Origin of the sequence: Sphingobacterium sp. UBA7249, from assembly GCF_002472835.1 — a bacterium.
In the GTDB taxonomy this organism is placed as follows: Bacteria; Bacteroidota; Bacteroidia; order Sphingobacteriales; family Sphingobacteriaceae; genus Sphingobacterium; species Sphingobacterium prati.
In genome coordinates this window covers 67,501-91,746 of sequence record NZ_DKST01000011.1, presented here as the reverse complement: position 1 = coordinate 91,746, position 24,246 = coordinate 67,501, and the positions used below count along the sequence as shown (strand labels likewise).

Below are 24,246 nucleotides of genomic sequence, written 5' to 3'. Positions count from 1 at the left end.
GCTTGAAATTTTCTGTTTCTTCATCAGTTTACAAATATAGAAAGTGATCTCAGGAGAGTCAGAAGATTGGTGCATATTCCGGAGTAAATTGGCCTGTAAGAATAACCATACAAAGCTCGTATTTTTTGACAACACCTATATGTATCCCCAGGATGATCGGATATTGACAGAAGAAACTGCTTTTTCACCTGTGGGAAGAGAAGGAAGAGTGAGAAGAAAGATGGCCGAAATGGTGTTGAAAGAAATTGAATCCGGCGAACTTGAAGCTGTGATTTGTCGTGTCCCAAAATCCAAATCATCCGATAGTGCGAATTTTAAGGTAGTAAAATAAGTGATCCATGAAAAAGCTTTTATTAATAGTTACCAATGTCGATAAATATGCAAACGGTCGTCCAACTGGATAATAGTTTTTAAATCCTGTCCATTTGGGTAAGATTTTTATTTGATGTTATGTTCTTTTTTCCACTTACGAATTCTCCCTCTTGCATTGGTGTAAGGCGAAGATGTGTTAAACTGAGTCATTCTTCCCAAAGTCCATTTCTCATACCAATAAACCTCATATAATTCAGTATTAGATTTTTGCTCGATTAGATTAAGGATTTTAGAAACAGTTTCATCTAATTTACTACATAATGTATTGAAGTTAACGCCTTCATAATCTTTGTAAAATTTATGCGCCAACTTGCCAAGTTCATTCCATTTATAACCTGTTTCAGGAAAATCCACTGGCTCATTATTATCTTTTTTCCGATTCCATTTAAGCACCAATTCTCCCCATCCAATCAAATAAGAAACAAGGTTATTGATACTCATTGTAGTATCTTTTGCATGTCCTTCTAAATCAGTGACGGTAGTTAACTCAACAGGAATGGTCGATAATTCATTTTTCAGCTTGTTGTAATTCGTTTCAATAGCTTGTTGTAATTCTTCTTTATTAACTGGTACAGCCATACTCGGGCGAAATAGATTTTTACCAAATTTACAAAATCTATTAAAGAGGTTATTTATTTTTCTACAAGGGCTAGAACTATGTTAAAATCATCTCTCTTTTGATGTAGTTAAATGCGAAACTGTTCATATAGTCAGAAGAGCTTACTAAATTGCCGTTTAAGCCAACTGCTGAAGACAGGCAATTTAATCAACTCCCTTTGTACGCATTGGGAGGCAATAAATTGCTGTTGAAGCTGTGATAAATAGATCAGTTCGATCTTTGCCACCAAAACAGACATTCGATGTCCATGGTTCATTTACCTCAATATGTCCTATCAGTACGCCTATCTGACTATAGATAGAAACACCTTTCCCCGTAAGGTAAACATTTCCCCGATTGTCCAATGTCATCCCATCAGAGCCTTGGTCTATGACCGCCTTCTGTTCGCTGAGCTTACCGTTAGATTCAATAGTATACCTGTAAGTTTTATTTCGCACCCTATCCGCTACATATAGGTATTTTCCATCGGGCGATCCCACAATGCCGTTAGGTTTAGCTACATCATCAGCCACTACAATTGGCTTTTTACCTTTTCCTGGAGGGAGGTAATAAACTTTTTGCCCTTCTATCTCTGGTTTTTTTCTGGTCCAGTAGTGACGCTGATAATAGGGGTCTGTAAAGTAAATTCCACCTTTCTTATCTACCCAAAGATCATTTGGACCATTCAGTTTCCTTCCATCTACATCTGACAGCAGGACCGTAACTTTGCCATCATTACTTATCGACCAAATTTCGTTTTTTTCGTCTGCGCAGGCAAGTAGCTGACCGCGATGGTTAAAGTACAATCCGTTTGCACGGCCGGCTGAATCTTTAAAAAGAGAAAGATGACCTTCCGTGTTGTATTTCCAGATCTTGTTATTGGGCTGGTCCGTAAAATAGATATTCCCGTCCTTGTCCACTGCCGGCCCTTCTGTAAAGGCAAACTGCCGAGATATTAATTTCAGGCTGTCCTGATTAAACAATTGTGCCCTTACATCTAAGACCCTTAATGAGAAGAGTAATATTAGCAAGAATGCAGGATAGTACCTGCTGGAATTAAATAAATGTAGCATAGTAAAAGTAATTAACTAAATTATCGTTTATCCAAAAAAAAATCAAGGAATGGTATTTAAGTATGAATAGTCTCTATTTCAAGCCCAATATATATAATTTTATAAAGACCTGAAAATATTACCGCTAGCCGTCTTCATTAGTTGATACATATCGCTATTCTGAATTTGATTTCCGCCGCATACCGCTGATACCGACAGAGAGACTTATGAACTACCTGTTAGTTCTGTTGATGAGCTACAAGTCTTATGTGCTATGATAGATGTGGCTACAATAAAGTCACTTTTGGCTACATTTTTCAGCCCCTTGAGTCTGAACTTTACTTTATAAATAAAACTCAACATGAAAGTATTTGTTACAGGCGCTACAGGTTTCGTCGGAACAGCCGTAGTACAGGAATTATTGAATGCCGGTTATCAGGTTTTGGGACTGGCAAGATCGGAAGAATCAGTAATGAAATTAATTGAGGCAGGAGCAGAGGCGCACCGCGGCGATCTGACAGATTTTGAAAGCCTAAAGTCAGGAGCCAGGCTTTCTGACGCTGTTATCCATCTGGGATTTGTACACGATTTTGGGCGTTTTCAGGAGATGTGCATTTTAGATGGTGAAGTGATCGGAGCTATCGGTGATGCACTGAACGGAACTGAAAAACCCTTTCTGATCACTTCTGGCACTGCGCTGTTTTCAAAAGATGGAATTACTACCGAGAAAGATCGCAGTGTTAATCACCCGCATCCAAGGATTGCTACTGAAAATGCAGCGGACGAACAGGTTGCCAGAGGTATAAATGTTGCTGTTATCAGATTATCTCCTTCGGTGCACGGTAATGGCGATAAAATAGGTTTTGTTCCACTGTTCATAAAAATAGCAAAGGAAAAAGGCATTTCAGCCATCATCAATGATGGAAATAACCACTGGCCAGCTGTTCACCGTTTGGATGCTGCAAGGCTTTACCGTTTGGCTCTGGAAAAACCATTTGAAAAAGGAACCAGATATCATGCTGTAGCCGAAGAGGGAATTCAGCTCAAAAAGGTGGCTGCTGAGATTGCCGAACGTCTCAGTATACCTTTAGCTTCCTTAACCCCTCAGGATGCCGAACAGCACTTTTCCTGGTTTACACATTTTGCAAAGCTGGATAATCAAAGCTCTAGTGCGCAGACAAAGAAGGCTTTGGACTGGAACCCGGTTCATCCAACTTTACTGGAAGATTTAAAAGGTCCGTATTATTTTTCTGAGCATCGATAATTTGTATTTTTGTACCTATACATTTAATCCGTAACATCATGTCCTATAACAAACCGTTAAGATTAAAGACCATTTCCGAGTTTCATAAACTACGAGGATTGCCAGCGCCAAAGCATCCGCTGATCAGCGTGATCAATTTTGAAGATATGACTGAGCATACCAAGGTCGGAAAACAGAGCCTGCTGTTTGATTTTTATATGATTTCGGTAAAACGTGATATGGACCACAAGTACAGGTACGGGCAGAAGGATTACGATTTTGACGAAGGTGTGATGTTTTGTATGGCACCGCATCAGGTGTTAAGTGTAATACGCGATGAACAAGGAAAGAATCCTTCCGGATGGATGCTGATGATCCATCCGGATTTTCTCTGGAACACGTCACTTTCCACTTCGATCAAAAGATATGAATTTTTTGATTACTCAGTTAACGAAGCGCTGTTCCTATCAGAAGACGAGGAACTAAAAATGCAGCAGATTATCGAAAACATCAAGCAGGAATATCAGAGCAATATCGACCAGTTCAGCCAGAACATTATCATCTCGCAATTGGAGACCCTGCTAAATTATTCCCAGCGTTTTTATCAGCGTCAATTTATAACACGCAAGAAGGCTAGTCATCAGTTTTTGGAAACGCTGGAGATCTTTCTTAATGAATATTTCGAAGGAGAACATATCCTACGGAATGGGTTGCCGACGGTACAGCTGCTGTCCGAAAAGCTAAATATGTCAACCCAATATATGCGGAGTTTGCTCAAATCGTTGACAGGGCAAACCACGCAACAGATCATCCACGAGAAGGTAATCGAAAAAGCCAAAGAGAAGCTTTCTACAACGGAACTTACCATAAGTATGATCGCTTACGAGCTAGGCTTTGAACATTCTCAATCATTCAATAAACTGTTTAAGGCCAAAACCAATATTTCCCCTATGGAATTTCGTAAATCCTTTAATTGATAAAAATTGGCTGACTGAATATCTCATGAACAAGTGTGTAATATCTCACAAACATTTTTAACGCAGGGCAAATCGACTAACATAGACAAGTTTATTTATCTTGACTGGTGGATGGAATTTATTGCTACGGTTTGGAAACTGCAATGTAATTGAGCCAACACGCGCAATCTTAGTTCCACTGTCGCAAATCTTCTGTTTGCATCCTAATAATATTAAATCTTAAAACAGTAAATTTGTAATAACATTTTTTAGATGCAATAGTGGAAAGAATAGCTGTTATCGGGGGATTAGGTACGTTATCTGGAGGTGATTTGTTTTTCAAATTGCTCAAAAATCAACAGGTTTTAAAAAACCAGTTGAGTTATCATTTTATTTTTGAACAGCAACCCTACAGTCAGATAAATTCACCTTTATATCAGGAGGAAGATATAAAATCCCGAAAGTATTATACATATAATGTTTGTAAGAATTTTGAAAATAAAGGAGTAACAAGTGTATTATTGCCCTGTTTTGCCTGTCATTCTTTTTTAGACGAACTTCAAAAGGAAATTTCAATTCCTATTGTGAACATATTTGAAGCTCTTTCAAATTATGTCTCATCCAAAGTTGGCAAGGGAGCAAAAATAGGTATACTCACATCTGACTATGTTAAAGCTAATCAACTGTTGAATAGTTATTTTAAGGATTACGACCTATTATTTCCAACGCAGCAAGAACAACTGATGGAAGCTATTTACGGAGAACTAGGCATCAAAAACGGCTATTTTGATGGCCTTGCGCTGGAATACGTTTATGAAGCTTGTGTAGAATTGAACAAACTGGGCTGTGATATTATTTTACCAGGTATTACAGAGCTTTCCCTTATTGTCGAACAGTTGTGGAAAAGGGGTATGCCTATTGTTGACGTGAACCAGATTTATGCAGATTATGCTTTAGTGAATAAAAATAGCAACCCCAAAAAGGCTTTTAAATTAGGCATTTTGGGCGGGGTTGGCCCCTCGGCAACGGTGGACTTCATGAATAAAATAATAAAGAACACGCCTGCGAAGAACGACCAGGAACACATAAAAATGGTTGTCGAGCAAAACCCACAGATTCCCGACAGAACAGCAAATCTCGTGTATCATGAAACAGATCCTACAATAGCGATGTTTTCTACCTGCAAACGTTTGGAGGCAGAGGGGGCAGATGCTATCGCTATTCCATGTAATACGGCCCATGCATTTGTAAACAGCATTCAGGAACATCTGAATATTCCCATTATTAATATGCTTACTACAACAGTAGAATATATAAAGGAACACTATGGCGGAAAAATTAAAGTCGGCCTGTTGGCAACCAGTGGTACTATACAGAGCGAAGTTTATCACGATGTACTGAAAGCATTTGGCTTAAAGATCATTGTGCCGGATGAAAAAAACCAGGGATATGTAATGGAGAGTATCTACGGAAAAGATGGTGTGAAAGCAGGATATACCGATGGAAATTGCAGGAAAAATATTTTAAAATCTGCGGATTTTGTCATTAAGAAAGGTGCAGAGGTCGTTATACTTGGTTGTACTGAACTTCCATTAATCTTTCCAAATGAAAGTGATATAATAAAAGGTAGTCAAAAAATACCTTTGATTGATCCAACACTGGTCTTGGCAAGGAAAATCGTAAGTGTGGCAACTTAAACCTTAGCCAAGCGTGCAGTCATTAACCGCAGAATAGATCGCAGTTGTTGTTCTCGTACTTGACTTCCTCCAAATGCTGTTTTTTCGTAAGTCGCTTTTGTTATTTTATAATCGACGTTTAATTCTCAGTTTTTGAAGTTTATCTTTTCATTTTTCTCTCAATTAAAGCCATTAATACCCGAAGTCCCTCCCAATCCATTATAGTTATCAGTTAAATCGGAAGTATTGACTAATTCATATCCAATCTTGGACATATAATTCAATATGGCAGCATAGGATTTTTTATTGGTCAATATTTCGAACAGCTTTTCGCCATGCGCGATCTGCTCATCCGAATCTCCTAGGTCAACTTTGACCTTTAGTTTTTTGATAGGAATTTTCCCTCTACACGTATAGTACGTATACGGGAAAGAGTTATGTATTTCATTGTTTGAAGAGTTGATAGTGGATTGGGCAGAGTGATGGCGGTTTCACCTTTTACGCAGCCTCGATGTATTCGGAAAATTGGGACATATCCAGCGGTATTGATTTCAGTAGTACCGAAGAGGTGAATATATATTTAAAAAAACATTTTGCAAATTGGAATCCAGCCTTCTTTACGCTTTTTGAAGCCAGTGAACATTTCACCTGGCGTCCGTTAAACTATTTTCCCTTAGCGCGTCGGTGGGCTACTAAAAATAATACGACTCTTATCGGCGATGCAGCCCATTTGATGCCACCCAATGGTGAGGGCATCAATCTGGCCATGCTGGACGCTTTGGATCTATGTGAATGCCTTACCAGCGGAGATCATACCAACCTCAAAGAAGCTATTTCAGCCTATGAAGATATCATGTTTGAAAGGGCTGCGCCTCTGTGCAAGGAAACAGTTGATGGAATAAAAGATTTTGCCTCACAAACTCATAAGTCTGTACAAGAATTAGTTAACATGCTGAACTCTAATAAACCATAGCTAGAAGTACCTTAAGGGTACTTCTTTTTCTTTTTACATTTCGTCGATTCCATATTTTTTAGCAGTAATTTGTCGCAAATGATGTTCAAAATGTGAAATGTAATCATTGATCAGAAATTCCAATGTGTTTCCATTGACCTTCCTTGATAAAATTTCTGGTGTTAACTGATTACATATGAACAAAAGTTGTCGGTTTAAGCATTCCCACAACGCGATCATATGACCAAGATCTGCTTTCTGATAATAGTTGGCTGTACACCAACTGACTTGGTCATACAGTACGATAGGATTATCTTGAAATTGTCCGGTGATGAATCTTGTCAGATTATTCGTTGCACTATCAATTAGATGTCCCAAAATCTCCTTTTTGCTCCATTTATCTATGGATTGCTTATATTCTAAATCTGATAACTCTAATCTCTTTAAAATCAAAGGAAATTGAACTAAATAACTTTCCAAGGATTGAATAGCGTCATTTATCATTTTTTTTTGTCTTTAATCATATTATTTATTGAATATAATTTTGATACGCTAATAAAAAGCACATTTATCTTGTTCTGTTTATCAATGAGTTAGTTTAAAGGTAAGTATTTATATTGGATAACGATAAAAATATAAATAAAAATATCTATTATCCACAGTCAACTAACTCCGTAAAATTATAAGGGAATTAGCTAAGTATAGGAACTGGAAATAAAGAATAATTTAATTTACACTTTGATCATATCTATGTTAGACTCCAGTTACAGTTCTCAAACAGCATCAAGTAGGCGCTTTCAGTTTCGCCAACAATCTTGAAACCAACATCAGAATATAGATTTTTAGCTTTATTGGTCTTTAGGACACTCAATGTTATCGTTTTTTCGGATTCAATAGCTTCTTCTATCAAATCATTTAATATTCTCCTACCGATACCTTTGCTCCGATAGGAGGCCGCTATCTGAATTTGTATCAGCTCAATATTATCCTGTTGCCGCTCTATTTTTAATAGCCCTATAGCACGTTTATCTATCTCAATTATTAAGGCGTGTTCAAATTGATAGTCAATTCTTTGCAAATGAGCTTCGTCAGAGACTGGTAAAGAGCTTGCTGTTAAATGTGCATTCATCGTCTGTATCCTGAGATCCAATAGGAACTCTAGGTCACTCTTTAATGCAGGTCTGTATTTGATATTCGATATCATGTGTTCGCAAATTTAAAAATATAAGGCGGAAACTATCATAAGTTCTAATAAATCCCGTGTGACAGAGCGTCCTTATTTTTATAATGTCGCGCTCTGTGACAAATTGACCAAAGAAATATTCTATGATAAATTGGGATAAAAGATGATTTCGCTTCGCTTGTTTAATAAACAGCCAGAAGAGCTAAACAAGAAAATATGGGTACAATAATCAACCGCTCGCATTGTGCGTTGATGTAGTAGGTCACAATTGCCAGACAGACAAATTTAAGGCACTCTTTTTCTTCGGTACTGATTCTGTGATTACAATTTCATAACTTGCAAGAAAACTATCTGCTTTTTGTAGCTGGAAGAAAGCTACGACTTTTGCATTTGGGGCATAACTTACAATTTTTATTGAACAATTGTAACACAGAAAAAGTGATATTAAATCTTATCCTCCACAATCATTCTTCGATGTTCTCTGCCCCAAATAATCATTTCCGAAATAATATTCCCGAAAGTCCTGCAATATTCAGTGGGTTCATATTCAATTAAAACAGGAGTTTCAGGATAAACAGTTCGTTTAACCAACTTATTTAATTCCATATCTTTGAGTTCTTTTGAAAGCATTCTTGTTGTAATTCCAGGGATACTTCTTTCAATTTCGCGAAAACGTCTGTTGCCGTTGCAAAGCGAATTAATGACAGGAATTCTCCACTTTCCTCCAATGAAATAAAGGGTATCCTGCAAAGCTCTAAGTTCTTCTGTCTGATCTCTTTCCATAATTGCAAAGTTAATTGATATAACTGATGATACTGGTATACTCCGTTATACTGATAACAAAAGTATATCAATACTCCTATAACTTTGAAAAAAAAAATCAAAAGAAATGAATAAGTTGAATAACAAATTAGCCATCGTCACAGGTGGAAACAGCGGAATAGGATATGCAACCGCAAAAGAGTTGATCGCAGAGGGAGCGAAAGTAATTATCACCGGAAGACGCAAAGAAGCCATCGAAAAGGCCGCGCAAGAGTTAGGAGCTATTTCTTTTGTGGCCGATCAGGGAAAATTGGACGACATTGAACATTTCAAAACTGAAGTTGAAAAGCAATTCGGAAAAGTTGACATCCTGTTTATTAATGCAGGGGTCACCGGAACTTTAGGCCCGATCGAAAATATGAGCGCCGAAAATTTCGACAACGTAATGGGCATTAATTTCAGAGGAGCTTATTTTACCTTAAGCAAATTTATTCCTCTATTGAACGATGGAGGTTCAGTGGTGTTCCTTTCATCCAACGTTGCGACGACGTTTAAACCAAATAGTTCGATTTACCAGGCAAGCAAAGCAGCATTGAATTCCATTGCAAAAACCGCTGCTGCAGAATTAGCACCTAGAAAAATCAGAGTGAATTTAGTAAGTCCGGGGCCGACAAAAACGGAAATTATGACCAAAGCAGGATTGGACGAAAAAACATTGGAAGGTCTTAATGAATGGTTAATCAACGAAATCCCTTTACAAAAAATGGGAACTGCGGAAGATGTTGCCAAAGCTGTTATTTACCTGTCAGATAACAATGTGGCAAGCTTCATGACCGGAACGGAAATCATTATGGACGGCGGCATGGTTTTATAATTCACGCTTTATTTTTTGGAATGCAACTGCTGGAAGCATGAAAAGCTTCCAGCACTAATGCAAATTCCACAACCAACCTATCTCTGAAGATATTCCTTAGGTATAGGATGCTTTTTTCAAGAATTTGCTAGCACCGTCGTTTTTTCCTTTAAAAAATGAAGATTTATTATCGATACTCCGACGTTCTTGAGCGGTCATCTCTTCATTATGTTTATTTCGTTTGTCGGTATTTGTGTTCAACAGATTGCGAACATGACTGGATTACGGGTTGAAACGGTTATACGAACCGTTAAGAAAATGAAAAGAGATAAAAAGGTCTACATTCTAAAACCCAAAAATTTTACCTTCAAAAAAGGAATTGCCAATCTTTTTCAATTCGGCAGTTGTTCTAAAACAAATAATCAAACGGATGGACCTAGAAGTTAAAAGGCTAGCGATGATGGTGGAAGATACTATATGGCAAATCTAGTTTGTATCGAAATGAATCTCTGGAACAGTACGGTCAAGAAAACCGAACATCCCTACATTTTGCATAATAGATAGATTTTCGAAATAATATTTTCAAAATGAGCAACAAGCTCCAATAGCAACAAATAATTTTAGCGCATTTTACTAATGGATTTTACTGTAGAAATTAAGGATATGGTCGCGATGGTTGTCTCAATATTATGTGGAGGGGCAATCGGTTTTGAGCGTGAATACAAAAATAAGTCTGCCGGTTTTCGTACAATAATTTTAATTTCACTCGGGTCGACCATTTTTACGATAGTCTCTCAGCATGGAGCACAAACAGACGACCGAATTTCAGCAAATATCATAACAGGGATTGGTTTTATTGGTGCTGGTGTCATTTTTAAAGATAAAATTTCAGTACATGGTTTGACAACTGCTGCCGTAATCTGGACTTCGGCGGCAATTGGAATGACAGCGGGTATAGGTTACCATGCCTTAGCACTTTGTCTGACACTTATTACACTTGGAGTTTTGTTAATGGTTACGAGGGTAGAGCGAATAATTGCGCAATTACAAAAGGAGCAGTTCTTGAGTGTAACTTTTCGAGACCCCAACTTCCATCAGATTGGAAATCTCGAAAGTGTTTTACAGACAAAGGGGCTTATTTTAGAACGTATGGAAATTGCTAAAGACGACGATCATTTGATAGTAATATTTAAAGTATCTGGTAAAAAAGAGCTTCTGGTAGAGATGAGCGAAACACTTGCTACGCGACCGGAAATCATCAGTTTTTCTTAAATTCATTCAGTCCGGATATACTAAAGCATACAGACCCTTCAAACTTGAATTAGATTTAGGGAGGTCTAGTGCGTTTCAAACTCATTCGACTACCATACTGGCTCATGTTGACCCCTAAATTCATTTTTCAGTTCATTGCGCTGGAGCATGCTGACCCCTTTGCGAGTAGTTCCTGTTACTTAATGATCAAACAATTTGGATCACTGATGGCTGGAAAACCAAAACGAATGAGTCAGCTAAAACAATTAAGGACATTTCTAAAAAATGCACGATGCCAATACATAACTGGGGCTTGGCTACTATCTATTCAATATAATACTTATAGTTTTATTTACTTTGTTCAATTTTATTGGAAAGATAGCGAAGTGAGTATGCTGCGGCTGAAATAGCCAATTTAAGGCCGGCTAACATCATTAAAAAGCTGACTAAGGGAGAATAATGAAACTAGCGAATCTTTGCGAATATAAATCTACTGAAAGCGATTATTAAATGAGAGAAAAGGAAACGGGTGATTGGAGGTTTTACGACGAAAAAGGTCATTTAATTAAAACAGAAAAACACTAGAGCGCTCAATCGCATAACACAGCAAAATTTACTGAAATTTTTATTGCTAGGTTATATTCATTTTAATTTCAGCCCCAATGAATTTGTTATCCCACAGTATAAAAAGATAAAAACAATTATACTTGTCAGGTTGGAGAGGAAAGTGGAGCTTAAATCACGATGGAAAATTGGATAAAGTAAACGTAAAAATGGATACCGTAGATGAAACAAGACCGTTAAGATTGCAAATTTTCCTTTCTCAACCCAACTGGAAGCTAACTTTCGCGGTCTCAGATAAAATCATCGAACCGCAGTATCCTGCTGAAAACCAGGGCAAGCATAATGGTTATCAAATTCCGGATTTCGTTATTGAAAAAGGAATTTTAAAGATGTGGAGTGAAATATAGGCTGCTTTAATAAAAGAATTTGATAGACAATTTCAATTACTTCTCTTTTCTGAAAACAAATATCGAACAAAGAGCGGCAACCAACATACTAACGCCAAATAGCTGATATGCCCTGTCCAGACCGATATTGACGATCAGGCTCAATATCAGGCTCCCAAGACCATAGCCTGAGAAAAGGAAAAAAGCGAAAAGTCCTGTAGCAGCGCCTTTTTTGGAGCTGAATGTAGTGGCAATTGCAGCAAACAGGGGATGGGATAAATCAAATCCTAGAGACAACAATGCTACCAAAACACAGGAAGCTGCAAGACTGAAATGCTGGCTTAGCAGCAGCACGGTGAATGCTCCCAGGAATAAGCCTAAAGGTATTATTTTGTTTCTTCCGTAGTGGTCGGCGAGCCTGCCTAGCAATGCTCCAAGCAATAGCCCCGGAATACCATAACCTAATAAGGCAAGACCGATATGAAGTTGGTTCAAGCCGTAATTGGTGTAGAAGAAATAGCCCAGCCAGGCGAAAATGCCGCTATGGAACATACCGTTGAACAATACATAAAAATAGGTACGCCTTGCCCTTCTGGTCGACAAGATACTACGGAAAGACAGCAAAATATTATCCCTACTTTTTGCCACAGTTTCCCTTTGTCCGAAGATGTTTTTTTGCTTTATCAATATCAGGGCAAAAATAATCAAACCGATAATTGCTACCCCTACAAAAAGCCATTGCCAGCCTATCAGAGAAGTAATTAATCCCCCGGTGCTGGCCCCAAAAGCCGTACCCCCAGCCACGTTGCCGAAGAAGATCCCAAGGGCGTGGCCGCGCTTTTCGTAAGGATATGTATCACTGATCCAACTAATGGTTGTAGGGGCAATACCGGCAGCACCGATGCCTGTCAATAATCTGAGGAAAATCATCTGGTTGGTTCCGTCTACAAAAGCCGTCAACAGCGTAAACAAGGAAAACGTAATGAGACAAAAAGCAACTATACGGAACCTGCCAAAGCGGTCGCTAAGGGGAGCATACACTAATGTAAAAAAGCCATACCCGAGCAGGTATGCAGGCTCGATAAAACTGACGTGCCGAACATTAGTGCCGAACTGTTCGGACAACGTAGGCAGCAGCGGTGCCACCATGAAGCCTTGGAACATGACAACGAAAGTTGCCAACGATAACATATAGACCGGGAGCATGGACACCTGTGCAGCCGTACTGACTCCCTTATTTAATCCGTTCATTCTTTTCTTTGTTTGATAATACAAATTTCGGGAAGATGAAAAGAATACGGCTTATACCTATTCGGGCAATGGTTGGACTTTTTATCGATTTTGGTTATCGAGCGGCCGCCGCATGAGCTGAAGGGCATCATCCCGGTAAGCTGTGGGTGTTATGCCGGTCATTTTCTTAAAGAACCGGTTAAAATAAGCTGCTTCATTGAATTGCAGCAGGTCAGCTATTTCCGACACTTGTAGATCCGTATGTGTCAACAAACTTTTTGCCTCCAGCAATATCTTTTCATTGATATGGTATAAAGCAGTGTGCCCAGTATATTTTTTGACAAGAAAGTTCAAATGACTGGGGGTTAAGTGCAGTTCACCTGCGATATTTCTTACAGTTGGCTTTCGTTCATTTCTTTTGTCTGGGGCATCGATAGCATAAGCATTCAACACTTTCCTGAACCTGATCATAAGGGACGCCTGCTTTAACTGAAAATCTGTTTTTGCCTCTTTATCTTTATAGTACAGGCGACGGACATGAATAAGCAGCACCTTTAACAAAGGTTGTATCATTTCAAAATTATCGGCATGACCGGATTTCATTTCACTGAGTAGCGTTTCGGCTGTAAGCCCTATTGTATCCATATCTTCCTGCGACAATCTCAAAATTGAATTTGCTCCGTTCATGAAGAAGGGGTAGTCTTTTTCAAACATGGGTTTCAGGGGGTCTATTCCGGCAAATTCAGGCGTAAAACAAACGAGGTAACCGTATATGGTTTCCACACGTTGCCAACTTTCTATTTTGCCCGGATAGGCAAAATAGATACTGTTCGCGGAAGTATTGACGGTATCTTCGGGTAACAGGAACCGAAGCCCCGGTGTTTTGCAAATGACGAGTCGGAAAAAATTCCCACGAAAGAGCGGCATGAACAACAATTTGCCTTTTGCCTGGTCTTCCATCCGCATAATGGTAAAAAAATTATTCTCTGCTTTCCCGATCTGGAAAGTATCGAAGAAGTCGGAGATTTTATCGAGCCAGGGAATATAAGGCTGTGTATTTTTCTTTGCCATAAATCATTTAAGAATCTATTCCAAATTTAAGCAAAAAATCCCCGCTACAATTTGATGCGTTTCGCATTTCCGGTGTTATCAGAAATGCAACAAACTTCCATAATCCTATTGAGAAGCATGCAATGTGGTCCACTATAAACTGTTCTACAAAGAAATTTGAGGATATAAATTCTCTTCCTTTTGGATCATCAATAATTTTGTTCAAATAATAGTTCATTAAACCTTGTCTGTTTTGTTGACGACAAAGTTTAATAAACTACTTCAGGACTTCTGCTTGGAGGCAGGAAATATGTATTCCTTGATCAAACTTTTTTTTTGCTGCACTTTTTGTTAGCGATTATGCTGCATCCATATTTGCCGACTACCTGCAATCGCTGGTGACTTAAACGTACCAATGATTATTCTTTTAAATCTCCAATAATATTTTTCCAATAATTTCACCTGATTCCAATGCTTCATGTGCAGCTATAATTTCAGTGAATTTATATTTTTTTCCTATTTTAGGATTATATAAACCCAACGAGAGTAACTTATTTACTTCTACTACCGATTTAAGCTTTTCATTTTCAGGTACATTGTATATATATACGAAACGAAAAACACAGCCGTGCATCATTGCTTTCAATAATGGAACTTCAACTATTGAGTCAGCATCAGGAGTTGCATAAGCACTTATAACGCCGCTTTGTGACAAGCAAGAAATATTCAAATCTAAATTTGAGATTAAGCTAACATCTACAATTCTATCTACTCCTTTGCTTTGAGTATGATTTTCGATAAGTTTAGCCACATCATCATCAAATCTGCGCATCACCAAATCTGCTCCGGCTTCAGTTGCTTGTTTAGCTTGTTTATCGTTTAAGACTGTTGCTGCCACCCAGGCTCCTGCAGATTTGGCCAAAAGTATTGCTGCATTACCAACAACACCTGCGCCACCGTGTACCAACACCTTTCCACCATTCAAATCTCCATCAGCAAATAAACATCTGTAAGCCGTCAAGGCAGGGATTCCTAATGACGCCCCAACTTCAAATGATACATTATCTGGGAGGAATACGGCATTTTTGCTTTGCACAGCTACATATTCAGCAGCTGTGCCATTCGCCCTGCCATATTGAGTTTCATATAACCAAACTCTTTCGCCAAGTCGGGTGTTAGAAACATTTTCACCAACTTCTTCAATTACTCCTGCTCCATCCTGATGAGGAATGATTCTAGGAAACGGCATCCCTTTGGAAAATCCAGTTCTAGCTTTAATATCTGTTGGGTTTAATCCTGAGAAGTATATTCTAACCAGAACTTCGTCAGGACCCGGTTTTGGTTTTTCAACTTCGCTAATTTTCAATACATCGGCAGCGCGGCCTAACTTTTCATAATATGCTATTTTCATGTTGTTATAGATTGATCAGCAAAACTAATTTATTGCGATATAGTTGTCAAGTAGGCACATTGTTGATACCTTAGTATAATTAGTATACTATTACAATTTAATGACATGAATACACTAAGAAAGGATAACTATCGCTGCGCAGTTGAGGTAACAATTGAGATTGCCGGGGGTAAATGGAAGCCCCTGATTATCCACTACCTGTTAAGTGGAACAAAAAGATTTGGTGAATTAAAACGATTGATAGGTGGTGTCACACAACGCTCACTGACCCTGCAATTAAGAGAGCTCGAAACTAACGGAATAATTAACCGTACAGTATTTGATGAGATGCCTCCAAAAGTTGAATATAATCTTACTGAAAAAGGCAAATCCTTAAGTCCGTTATTAATTGCTATGAAGATGTGGGGAGAAGAGTATCTGACAGGAATATAATAAAAAAGACACCTTTAATAGTTAGTGCATATTTCGGAGTAAATTGCCCCCTTAATTCCGGTACGTGGTATTGGAGTGTATGCGCGATTCCTTTGCGTTATCGTATGCCACTCCGGCAGATGTTGACCCCTCAAAAATAACGCAGGGCGTAATTCAGGAGCATCTTGCCCCCTTGCTGATTTTGGTTTATTTGGGATATGAATTTGAACTCCGTTCTAATGATTGTGCTGTTGTGCCTGAACTTATGCAGGAATGTAAAGACCTTCAAAGACAGGTTGAAGCAGGGGAGGATTGCCGGTCAGAATATGAAAGCAAAATGGCAGATCTGCAGGAGATAGTAGATAGCTTTAAGATTGATGATATTGATCCATTGGATGCAGACGCATTGTCAAATCACAATCAGACAACATGCTCAAATTTTGGATCCTTTTCCATTGCTTTATTAAGCACCAATCGGTTTTCTTCGCCCCATTGTTCAATAGTTAAAATCAATGGTAAGAGTTTTTCGCCAAGTTCAGTGAGTTCATATTCAACTTTAGGAACTTTGGTGTGGAAAGTTTTTTTATTGATGAATCCGTGCAATACTAATTCCTGCAATTGTTTATCCATTACTCTTCTGTCAGCATTTGGAATTTTGCGTTGTAATTCACTTGGGCGTTTGAGGTTTTGGGAGATATAATAAACAAGCATCAGTTTCCATTTTCCATTCAGAAGTTCTTTGAAAAACTGCAATCCGCAATCAAGCTGTACGGGTGTTTTCTTTTGATACATAAATAATGATTTTGCCACTGTAAAATTACATTTTTTTTTAACAGGCAGCAGCTGGCACTATACGCATAAATTTATGCGTAATTGTTCGGTAAAAGAAAGCATTCTACTTTTACACAAAATAAAATTATAAATAGACAATGATCAAATTCACATTTTTAGTACAGAAGCTGCCAAGCCTGAGCCTTGAAGAATTTATAGATTATCATAAAAATCATCACGCTCCTTTATTCTGTTCCATCCCCGAAACAAAACTATATGTTAGAAAGTATGTAGTAAACCACCCAATAGTTGCAGAAGGCTTCCCTAAGCCTTTATACGATGCTGTAGTAGAAATCTCGTTTGACTCGTTTGAGGATTTCAACACCTTCTTCAACTCGGAAAATTATTTAACAAAGGTTCGTCCCGATGAACCCAATTTTTTTGATAATGAAAATTATCTTGCAATGGCCAATAATGAGACAATCATTAAAGCTGGTGTATGATTAGTAACCTATTAATGCCGCACGTAGTCTAAAAAATACTTCATTTCGATTGGAAATCCCAAATTCGGTTAATGTGTAAGACCATTCAAAATTCTTTAGTGAGGTCAGTCTGTAGGTGTGTGCCATGTTGGGAAATAAGGCTTATTAGCATCCTTCTTGAGATTCAAAAACAACATCCGCTCTGTGCGGATGTTGTTTTTATTATTCAAAGATTGAATAAGTTAGTCGGCAACCTGGAAAAATCCTGTAGCAACTTTTATGAATTCCTGTAATTTTTTAGGAACAGCAAGCTCATCTGCTCTGGACATACTTAAGCTTTCATTCGCTTTTTTTCCATCAGCTACAAGTTTAACCCAATCCGGATTAATGATTAGCCCGTGTCCGACAGCAACCAACGACAATCCCATATCTATTGCTTCAATAGCATCACTGGCTTGTTTAATACCTCCAGCAGAGATCACAGGGATTCTTTGATCTACGTGATTGAGAATAAATTCCAATATAGTAGTATTTCCGCTTTCTTCATCAATGGGCTTCTGGTGAATCAGATTGAACAATGAGACATGAAGATAATCGATACCTGATTCAATCAGTTTGTCGATAAAAGGGAATGTATCTCTTACCCTGTAACTTTCAGGCTCTTCAGCAGATATTCTGAATCCTATCAGAAATGGCCTGTCTGCATACGTTCTGATAACATTCTGAATCTCTTTAATTACTGCCAAGGCAAAGTTCATCCGTTTTTCTTTAGATCCACCCCAATGATCGGTTCGTTGGTTGTAATATGGTGAGAAAAAATTCTGCAGCAGGAAACCGTGCGCTCCATGCAATTCTATTCCGTCAAAACCCGCTTCTATAGCCCGTCGTGTCGTTTCTCCGAATGCTTTTATCAATTCCAGAATTTCATCGTGCGAAAGTTCATGTGGTACTACACCTCCTTTATAAAATGCCGATGGTACCAATGCCACGGCGCTTGCACTGACAGGGACATTATCCTCAATAAGTTCCACCACGGCCTTGTTTCCTGCATGGTAGATCTGAAGTATCGCCGGAGCACCACCTTTTTTTGCAGCTTTGGCCAATTTTGCAAGACCAGGTAAGAAAGAGTCATCATAAGAGGCATATTCATTAGTGAATCCAATTCCGTTTGCCATTACTCTGGTACAACCTGTAATTACAATTCCTACATTTCCGCTGCGAGCCTCATAATGTTTGATTTCATCATCCGCTACGGTATAATCATCATTGCTAGCCCAAGTTGTCATAGGTGCCATCGCAACCCTGTTTTTAGTTTCGATTCCGTTTTTAAATGTAAAAGCTTCGAATAATTGCTTTGTTTCTGTATTCATTATGATTTTTTTATAGATTTCAATATTGTTGATAATTTGTGTGCCGTATCAATCTTAGGGCAAAAGCGTAGCTAACCCCAGTCGCCTGCAGGTAAAAAACATCTGATATGAAATTTAATTTAGATAATTATCTCTGAAAACATTAGGGGGAATTCCCACCTCTTTTTTAAACAATCTTGCAAAATAATTGGGATTTTCAAATCCTAAAGAATAAGAAATTTCCGAAATATTCATCTTGCCTTCTCTCAAAAGATTTTTAGCTTCTTTAATTAAGTGGATATGTATCAGTTCAAGAGCCGTTTTTCCGGTTTCCTGTTTTAGAAGGTCACTCAGATAACGAGAAGAGACATTAAATTTGTCTGCCATATAAGAAACTGTCGGAAGCCCTGATTGGCGAGCTTTATTTTCATTGTAATATGTATCCAGCGTTTGCTGAAATCTGTTGGCATAAGCACCAATAGTTTCTATACGATTGATAAACTGCCTTTTATAAAATCGTTGTGAATAGGTAAGCAATGTTCCCAGATGTGCAAGGAGGATAGCTTTGCTATAAGCATCAGTATTATTGTACGACTCTTTGTGCATTGTGCGCACCAGATTCCAGATCGTTTCTTCTTCACTAGGCGCTAAGTATAGCGCTTCATTGGTTTCGTAATCAAAATAACCATAATTTTTCATCTCATGAAATAGAGATGTTCCTAATAAAAAGTCCTCCTTGATTGTTATTAAAAAACAACCATCCTCCGACTTAACATTTTTGAAAGTCACGATCTGATTTGGTCTGAAGAAAATCATCTTTCCCCGCTCGTGGTCGAACTCTTTTTTACCGTAAGTGATATTGCCCGAAACAAATGTCTGGAAAGAAATGATATAAAAATCCGCAGTGAAAACGATATCCTCAATGCTTCCATCACTTTTATGTCCGAAAGTAACGCTGAAAAGGGGATGTTCCGGATCATCCACCCCGATATCTCTGCTAAAACTAGTAATGTCTTTATAATGTTTCATAGCCAAAAATTCATTCATTATTGATTACTCTGCAAATTTCGAATTTTTAATTACACGGGTTGGATACAAAAGTAGTAGATTGTAGCACATTTTTACGAGAACGTTGTCTTCCATCAAAAAATAATATAAAAACGGTTGTAGCTCAAACATTATTTTATCTTTACCCTATGATTTTTGTATTATCTATTATCATCACGAGCATACTTTTATTTTTAGCTTTGATCCATTTCTTCTGGGCTCTGGGGGGGGCAATGGGCGATTAATGCTGTTATTCCTACCGACCTAAATGGAAGAAAGTTATTTACCCCAAGATGGCCGGGGACTATTTTGGTCGGAGTGGGTCTGTTAATTTTTGCATTGATCAATCTTGGTTTTATCGGGACATTAGATCTAGCAGTGGATAGCACCAATCTCAGATACTGCATGTTTGGAATAGGAGTTTTATTTTTTCTTCGTTTTATTGGCGAATTTAAGTATGTGGGACTTTTTAAAAAATTTCGACAATCAGCTTTTGCTACTCGTGATACTTATATCTATATCCCATTATGCCTATTTCTATCGTTCTCCCATATATTTCTTGCATTCGCTGCCGGGTGGGAGTTTATCACTTAGCAAAAACTAGGCTACTGCATATATTTGAGTAAAAATCGGATAGTCAATAAGGTTATCCAATTTTTGTTTGTGGCAAAAGATGGAGGTTATCGCAAAAATTCGATTTATTGGCTTATCTACAAAATCAGTTCTTATCATTTGGCAAGTCCACACAGTTTTTAATGTTTGTTCTTTGTAATAGAAATTAAAAACAAAAAAATGAACAAGACAATTTTTATTACTGGAGCGTCGTCAGGACTAGGAAAAGCAACGGCCAAATTATTTGCATCAAAAGATTGGACAGTAATCGCAACCATAAGAGACAGAGAAAAAGAAACAGAACTTTCTCAATTTCCCAATGTACATCTTTTGGAATTGGACATCTGTAACCCAGATCAAATTAAAGATGTTATTACAAAAGCTGAGCAAATAAGTCCTGTCGATGTATTGTTTAACAATGCCGGGTATGCGCTCGGAGGTGATTTGGAAGCAATATCTGCTGAGCAAATCGAACGACAGATCAACACTAATTTTTTAGGAACAATTCTTGTTACCAAAGCCATTCTTGCTTATTTCAAAAAGAGAAAAAATGGCATTATTATTTCAACGAGTTCTATTGCTGCTTATATTCCTGAGCCTTTTATAGCTGTTTATGGCGCAACTAAAGCAGCTTTGGAAATGTGGACGGCAAGTATGAGTTTTGAATTGGAGAAAGTTGGTATTTCGATTAAGACGATAGTGCCAAGTTCTATGCAAACATCCTTCTTAGGCAATGCCCAAATGGCATTTGAGCCAGACTATCAGGCAGATTTCAATAATTATATAGGCAAGCTAATGTCCGATGCAGATACAGTTGCAGATAAACCAGAAGACATTGCAGTGGTTGTTTATCAAGCGGTGACGGATAATAAAAAACAATTACATTACTTTGCAGGGAATGACGCCATAGAAAAATGCGAACGGCTTAAAAGAGAAGGTTTGGAAGCTGTAATGGATGATACGAAAAAACTTTTTTTTGAATAGAATAATATGGAAGAACTGATTAGTTATTTATTGCAATTCGGGCAATTGAATCAAAATCAGATTGATTTGATCAAAGCCAAAGCGGAAGAAAAATTCCTACCGAAAGGCGAATATTTTTCAGAAGCCGGAAAAGTTGCTCGCCAAATTGCATATGTGCAAGAAGGCGTTTTGATGATTTGTTACTATAATAATAAAGGCGACGAAATCGTTCATCATTTTGTAGACGAAAACCATTTTGTTGTGGATCTGGAAAGTTTCAACAACAAAATCACTTCCATGATTTACATACGAGCGGTTACAGATTGCAAGCTAATTTCATTCTCATACGAAAGCTTCAATGAGTTGTCTACCACCATAATTGATTGGGATAGAATCATCCATAAAATTGCTATAAAAACACTGTTGGATAAAGTGAATTTAGTGCAGCCAAAATTAAATACCGACGCCAAAAACCGATATTTAGATTTCCTGAAAAACTTTCGCAATTTAGCAAACAGGATACCACTTATTTATATCGCTTCATATTTAGGTATTACAGCAACCTCGTTAAGCAGGATCAGGAAAAGTATAAATAAATAAACTTTAAAATCGGGTGATCCGCCCGTTTGACCAATAAGGATCTTCTCATCGCTTTCTTAAACGAGGTGTTTGGAGGTCGCAAAGTTATTGCTGATTTATATTATAATAAAAATGAGCGTGTGGGGGATATAGAGGATATTGGTACCGTTATTTTTGATCTAACCTGTACGGCAGACAATGGAGAACGTTTTATTATTGAAGTGCAGCGCAGTTAGATAACGATTTAGATCGTTGGCTTTATATACTCAAAAATATGTCCTCGCTGAAGGGACTTTCAAAATATTTGCGGAAGCCTATTTTGGAGAAGTTATTTCAGTTAGCAGGGTATAGCAAACTAAAACCTGAGGAACGAGAGATGTACAACGCAAGTTTAAGGAATAAATGGGATGCCGAGAGTATCCGAAGTAGTCAGGAAGAGCTATTGAAGCGAGCGCGCGAAAAAGCAATGGCTTTTACCCATTGTTAAATTTTCCGATATATCCATTCCATGTCTATTCGACAATTAAATTTCAGTATTATACTTGCTTCTGCTTTTGATATTATACACGTTATTTTTTTTGTGGGATAAAATTTCTTAAAACAACCTAGACAAGATTTGTATTCAGAAAGTGATAAAATGAAAATTTACGCAAACGTTTGTTTTGAGGACTTGACTTTTAATGCGAAAAAAATCCAGTATGTTTGATTAGGAACAGCAATGTTATAACTAATTAAGCCAGCAATTAAATTATGAAACCAAAATTGTTGATCAAAGATATTTCAGATTTTGAAATGTTGGTGAATACCCATACCGACAAGCTGACACAGACTGCTTTCCTAAAAATTGGAAATCTGCAGGATGCGGAAGATCTCGTACAGGATCTCTTTATCAATCTCTGGATCAAAAGAGAGTCCATTGTTGTTCATGGTCCGGTCTACAATTACCTCTATGTATCCCTGCGGAATAAAATTATGAATTATTTTGCGAAGGCCAAGCTTCGTCAGGATGTGAAAAATAAACTTGCGGCAAACCTTGAAGTCGTAGATCTCTCCTTGGTCAATCTTTTGATCGAAAAAGATCTAAACACATTGTTTTCGGAAATTTTGAGCGAGTTACCGGATCACATGCAAAAGATTTTTAAACTACGCAATGAAGATTTTACCCTCAAAGAGATTGCTGTCGCTTTAGGATTGGCTGAGCAGACAGTAAAAGGATACAGTGCAGAAATGCATCGCCGTATTAAAGCCATGTTAATAGAGCGTCATCCCGAATTCGCCCGTTCACTGACAGTAATGCTTTCTTTTTTGCTGATCAAGTAATTTTTTTTTATTCCTTACATACTTTTGATTGTGACCAACTGTCTTACTAGAAAGAACACATCTAGAAAGGATTACCAGTGGATCAAAACCAATTAAAAAAACTAATCAAGAAGTACCAGGAAGGTACAGCGAGTGCTGCGGAGAAATTTGTTGTGGAATATTGGTATGAATCCTTGGGGCAGCAAAAAAACAAAGATTCAGAAATAGATTTTATTCCGGATCGCGAAAATCTTAAGCAGCGGATTGTTTGGGCTGCCTCTGAATACACAGATAAGCCATTGACCAACCGACGACACCTTATATATGTCGCTGTGGCGAGTGTCGTGTTGTTTATGTTTTCAATCGTTTTATATCATCAATATTTTTCAGAGTCGCAGATTGACAGTCTGATCAAACCGATTAAAATTGTACACCTCAATAAAGGAACCATATCCACCGGTACTGCTGAACGGAAAACGGTCGTCCTGAACGATGGTACGAAAGTCATCCTGAATGCCAATTCAAGTTTAACTGTCGGTGACTATGACCAACTACGGGATGTGAATCTCCATGGCGAGGCTTTCTTTGATGTCAAAAAAGATCCATCCAGGCCATTTACCGTGCACGGCGGTGGACTGCATATCAGAGTGCTAGGTACCAGTTTTAATGTCAAAGCTTATCCTGATATCCACAATACATCCGTATCCGTGCGCACGGGTAAGGTTCAAGTTGACAATAACGAGAAAAACCTGCGCACACTGACGCCAGATGAAAATATAGTCTATGATCGCAAGTCTAGTGGTTATAAATTAACCAATGCTGAGTATGATTTAGAATCATCCTGGTTATCCGACCATGTTAAGCTAGATCAGGCCAGCTTCGAAGAATTGAACCAAAATTTTAAGAATTTCTATGGATTCACACTCAGTACGGCCGACGAGAAATTATTGAAAGATCGTTATAATATTAATTTCCGACAATCCAAAACTATGACCACCGCATTAGAAGAGATTCAGTTATTGACCGGGAAAAAAATCAGTATTAAAAATAAGCAGGAGGGTAAAGAGATCATTTTATACTAAAAATAAAAAGGGCTCACATAGTGTAAGACCCTTTACAGAAAATTATGGAATCTATCTGACCCGATTCCATAATCGGTTTCATGGATGTAAAACCTTTAATCAACACAAAATT

The 24,246-nt window shown here is 37.9% G+C and carries 28 protein-coding genes; 17 read left to right on the top strand and 11 right to left on the bottom strand.

All coding sequences use genetic code 11. The annotated features are described in order from the left end of the window. Nucleotides 1-43: 43 nt before the first annotated feature. Nucleotides 44-331, top strand: coding sequence for a hypothetical protein (locus B4A24_RS07205; protein WP_293943959.1), 288 nt, complete (start codon nt 44-46; stop codon nt 329-331). Nucleotides 332-438: 107 nt separating this feature from the next. On the opposite strand, the gene B4A24_RS07200 is transcribed toward B4A24_RS07205, so the two are convergent. Then, complete coding sequence (locus B4A24_RS07200; RefSeq protein WP_293943958.1) at nt 439-951, bottom strand: ClbS/DfsB family four-helix bundle protein; 513 nt, start codon at nt 949-951, stop codon at nt 439-441. Nucleotides 952-1,134: 183 nt separating this feature from the next. Beyond that, the gene (locus B4A24_RS07195) at nt 1,135-2,043 is read right to left on the bottom strand and encodes an SMP-30/gluconolactonase/LRE family protein (RefSeq protein ID WP_293943957.1); all 909 of its coding nucleotides are present in this window, start codon (nt 2,041-2,043) and stop codon (nt 1,135-1,137) included. Between the two features lie 340 nt (nt 2,044-2,383). On the opposite strand from B4A24_RS07195, the gene B4A24_RS07190 reads away from it, so the two are divergent. From B4A24_RS07190 to B4A24_RS07175, 4 genes are all read left to right on the top strand, one after another. Then, on the top strand, nt 2,384-3,286 hold the full coding sequence (locus B4A24_RS07190) for an SDR family oxidoreductase (RefSeq protein WP_293943956.1): 903 nt from the start codon (nt 2,384-2,386) through the stop codon (nt 3,284-3,286). 38 nt (nt 3,287-3,324) lie between these two features. Further along, the gene (locus tag B4A24_RS07185; RefSeq protein ID WP_293943955.1) at nt 3,325-4,242 is read left to right on the top strand and encodes a helix-turn-helix domain-containing protein; all 918 of its coding nucleotides are present in this window, start codon (nt 3,325-3,327) and stop codon (nt 4,240-4,242) included. 260 nt (nt 4,243-4,502) lie between these two features. Continuing rightward, nucleotides 4,503-5,918 (top strand): amino acid racemase, encoded by a 1,416-nt coding sequence (locus B4A24_RS07180; RefSeq protein WP_293943953.1) that lies wholly within the window; start codon nt 4,503-4,505, stop codon nt 5,916-5,918. 490 nt (nt 5,919-6,408) lie between these two features. Further along, nucleotides 6,409-6,870 (top strand): FAD-dependent oxidoreductase, encoded by a 462-nt coding sequence (locus B4A24_RS07175; protein WP_293943951.1) that lies wholly within the window; start codon nt 6,409-6,411, stop codon nt 6,868-6,870. 33 nt (nt 6,871-6,903) lie between these two features. Here B4A24_RS07175 and B4A24_RS07170 read toward each other — a convergent pair whose 3' ends face one another. The 3 genes from B4A24_RS07170 to B4A24_RS07160 form a co-directional block, all read right to left on the bottom strand. Next, nucleotides 6,904-7,353 carry a DinB family protein gene (locus tag B4A24_RS07170; protein ID WP_293943949.1) on the bottom strand — a complete coding sequence of 150 codons (450 nt, stop codon included), beginning with the start codon at nt 7,351-7,353 and terminating at the stop codon, nt 6,904-6,906. 244 nt (nt 7,354-7,597) lie between these two features. Beyond that, a complete protein-coding gene (locus B4A24_RS07165) occupies nt 7,598-8,053 on the bottom strand; it encodes a GNAT family N-acetyltransferase (RefSeq protein ID WP_293943947.1) in 456 nt (151 codons plus the stop codon). A 423-nt stretch (nt 8,054-8,476) separates the two neighbouring features. Then, a complete protein-coding gene (locus B4A24_RS07160; RefSeq protein WP_293943945.1) occupies nt 8,477-8,815 on the bottom strand; it encodes a winged helix-turn-helix transcriptional regulator in 339 nt (112 codons plus the stop codon). A 106-nt stretch (nt 8,816-8,921) separates the two neighbouring features. Here B4A24_RS07160 and B4A24_RS07155 point away from each other — a divergent pair, with 106 nt between their 5' ends. From B4A24_RS07155 to B4A24_RS07145, 3 genes are all read left to right on the top strand, one after another. Beyond that, nucleotides 8,922-9,668, top strand: coding sequence for an SDR family oxidoreductase (locus B4A24_RS07155; RefSeq protein WP_293943943.1), 747 nt, complete (start codon nt 8,922-8,924; stop codon nt 9,666-9,668). 615 nt (nt 9,669-10,283) lie between these two features. Beyond that, complete coding sequence (locus B4A24_RS07150; RefSeq protein ID WP_293943941.1) at nt 10,284-10,919, top strand: MgtC/SapB family protein; 636 nt, start codon at nt 10,284-10,286, stop codon at nt 10,917-10,919. 686 nt (nt 10,920-11,605) lie between these two features. After that, nucleotides 11,606-11,869, top strand: coding sequence for a hypothetical protein (locus tag B4A24_RS07145; protein WP_293943939.1), 264 nt, complete (start codon nt 11,606-11,608; stop codon nt 11,867-11,869). Nucleotides 11,870-11,905: 36 nt separating this feature from the next. Here the strand turns inward: B4A24_RS07145 and B4A24_RS07140 are convergent, their stop codons facing one another. The 3 genes from B4A24_RS07140 to B4A24_RS07130 form a co-directional block, all read right to left on the bottom strand. Further along, nucleotides 11,906-13,099, bottom strand: a complete 1,194-nt coding sequence (locus B4A24_RS07140; protein ID WP_293943937.1) for an MFS transporter — start codon at nt 13,097-13,099, stop codon at nt 11,906-11,908. Between the two features lie 81 nt (nt 13,100-13,180). Further along, nucleotides 13,181-14,149, bottom strand: coding sequence for a helix-turn-helix domain-containing protein (locus B4A24_RS07135; protein WP_293943935.1), 969 nt, complete (start codon nt 14,147-14,149; stop codon nt 13,181-13,183). Between the two features lie 406 nt (nt 14,150-14,555). Next, complete coding sequence (locus B4A24_RS07130; RefSeq protein WP_293943933.1) at nt 14,556-15,539, bottom strand: NADPH:quinone reductase; 984 nt, start codon at nt 15,537-15,539, stop codon at nt 14,556-14,558. A gap of 105 nt (nt 15,540-15,644) precedes the next feature. Here B4A24_RS07130 and B4A24_RS07125 point away from each other — a divergent pair, with 105 nt between their 5' ends. Then, a complete protein-coding gene (locus B4A24_RS07125; RefSeq protein ID WP_293943931.1) occupies nt 15,645-15,971 on the top strand; it encodes a winged helix-turn-helix transcriptional regulator in 327 nt (108 codons plus the stop codon). A 399-nt stretch (nt 15,972-16,370) separates the two neighbouring features. Here the strand turns inward: B4A24_RS07125 and B4A24_RS07120 are convergent, their stop codons facing one another. Beyond that, nucleotides 16,371-16,742, bottom strand: coding sequence for a winged helix-turn-helix transcriptional regulator (locus B4A24_RS07120; protein ID WP_293943929.1), 372 nt, complete (start codon nt 16,740-16,742; stop codon nt 16,371-16,373). A 137-nt stretch (nt 16,743-16,879) separates the two neighbouring features. Here B4A24_RS07120 and B4A24_RS07115 point away from each other — a divergent pair, with 137 nt between their 5' ends. After that, nucleotides 16,880-17,224, top strand: a complete 345-nt coding sequence (locus tag B4A24_RS07115; protein WP_293943927.1) for an EthD domain-containing protein — start codon at nt 16,880-16,882, stop codon at nt 17,222-17,224. Nucleotides 17,225-17,445: 221 nt separating this feature from the next. Here B4A24_RS07115 and B4A24_RS07110 read toward each other — a convergent pair whose 3' ends face one another. Next, entirely contained in the window at nt 17,446-18,573 is a 1,128-nt protein-coding gene (locus B4A24_RS07110; protein WP_293943925.1) for an NADH-dependent flavin oxidoreductase, read from the bottom strand. A gap of 114 nt (nt 18,574-18,687) precedes the next feature. Further along, nucleotides 18,688-19,581, bottom strand: coding sequence for a helix-turn-helix domain-containing protein (locus B4A24_RS07105; RefSeq protein ID WP_293943923.1), 894 nt, complete (start codon nt 19,579-19,581; stop codon nt 18,688-18,690). A 225-nt stretch (nt 19,582-19,806) separates the two neighbouring features. Here B4A24_RS07105 and B4A24_RS07100 point away from each other — a divergent pair, with 225 nt between their 5' ends. From B4A24_RS07100 to B4A24_RS07070, 7 genes are all read left to right on the top strand, one after another. Next, nucleotides 19,807-20,193, top strand: a complete 387-nt coding sequence (locus B4A24_RS07100; RefSeq protein WP_349681729.1) for a DUF3995 domain-containing protein — start codon at nt 19,807-19,809, stop codon at nt 20,191-20,193. A gap of 198 nt (nt 20,194-20,391) precedes the next feature. Beyond that, complete coding sequence (locus B4A24_RS07095; protein WP_293943921.1) at nt 20,392-21,195, top strand: SDR family NAD(P)-dependent oxidoreductase; 804 nt, start codon at nt 20,392-20,394, stop codon at nt 21,193-21,195. Between the two features lie 66 nt (nt 21,196-21,261). After that, nucleotides 21,262-21,774: a Crp/Fnr family transcriptional regulator gene (locus tag B4A24_RS07090; protein WP_312398793.1), complete on the top strand. Its 513-nt coding sequence runs from the start codon at nt 21,262-21,264 to the stop codon at nt 21,772-21,774. 26 nt (nt 21,775-21,800) lie between these two features. Then, a complete protein-coding gene (locus tag B4A24_RS07085; protein ID WP_293943918.1) occupies nt 21,801-21,989 on the top strand; it encodes a PD-(D/E)XK nuclease family transposase in 189 nt (62 codons plus the stop codon). A 38-nt stretch (nt 21,990-22,027) separates the two neighbouring features. Then, complete coding sequence (locus B4A24_RS07080) at nt 22,028-22,240, top strand: hypothetical protein (RefSeq protein ID WP_293943916.1); 213 nt, start codon at nt 22,028-22,030, stop codon at nt 22,238-22,240. Between the two features lie 263 nt (nt 22,241-22,503). Next, nucleotides 22,504-23,073: an RNA polymerase sigma factor gene (locus B4A24_RS07075; RefSeq protein WP_293943914.1), complete on the top strand. Its 570-nt coding sequence runs from the start codon at nt 22,504-22,506 to the stop codon at nt 23,071-23,073. Nucleotides 23,074-23,150: 77 nt separating this feature from the next. After that, on the top strand, nt 23,151-24,134 hold the full coding sequence (locus tag B4A24_RS07070) for a FecR family protein (protein ID WP_293943912.1): 984 nt from the start codon (nt 23,151-23,153) through the stop codon (nt 24,132-24,134). The last annotated feature ends 112 nt before the right edge of the window (nt 24,135-24,246 follow it).